Origin of the sequence: Blautia faecis, from assembly GCF_020554845.1 — a bacterium.
Classification (GTDB): Bacteria; Bacillota; Clostridia; order Lachnospirales; family Lachnospiraceae; genus Blautia_A; species Blautia_A faecis.
This window is the reverse complement of record NZ_JAJCIA010000096.1, coordinates 1-649: the sequence shown is the minus strand read 5'-3', so window position 1 is coordinate 649 and position 649 is coordinate 1. Positions and strand designations below refer to the sequence as shown.

Sequence of the window (649 nt, the reverse complement as noted above, 5' to 3'; positions counted from 1 at the left end):
TCCCCGTCATGGTGTACCCGGAGCAAGCCGAGGTTCACATTTTGGAGGACGAAGCCGCTTCCAGAGCCTATATCGAGCAGATGTGGGCAGAAGCGATGGAAATTTACAGAAGCGGCAGGTTCAAGCTGGCTTTCAGCCCTGCCATGCAGCGGTATCTCAAAGAACACCAGCGGGATTTTATGCCGGAGGACACCAAAGCCGGGATGATACAGGCGTATCTTGATAAGTACACCGGGAGCATGGTCTGTTCCAAGCAGCTCTACAAGGAAGCCTTAAACCATGCCTTTGACGAGCCGAAGCAATGGGAAATCCGGGAAATCAACGAGATTATGAATCAGTGTATTTCCGGCTGGCGGTACTTCCCGAACCCAAGAATGTTTTCCGAATATGGCAGACAAAAGGGCTGGGAGCGTGAAAACCCGGCAACGGACTTATGCAACCCGTCTGAAAAAACGAGGGATGGTTTTGTGGAGGTCTCAGAACAGATGGAGCTTCCATTCTGAAAATGACAGCCCGTTGCACCCCCTGTTGCTATCCCGTTGCCGAGCCGGTTGCCGGGGAAAATCCCTTATTTCTGGGCTTTTCTCCCCTATGACAACCAAAACAACAGAAAAATAAAAGAAAAGTATAAATAGTAACCATCGCCAGA

1 pseudogene is annotated in these 649 nt (G+C 50.2%); it reads left to right on the top strand.

Annotated elements, in window-relative coordinates:
• Positions 1 to 503 (top strand): annotated as a pseudogene (locus LIZ66_RS18365) (virulence-associated E family protein); the annotation flags it as partial.
• Positions 504 to 649: the final 146 nt, after the last annotated feature.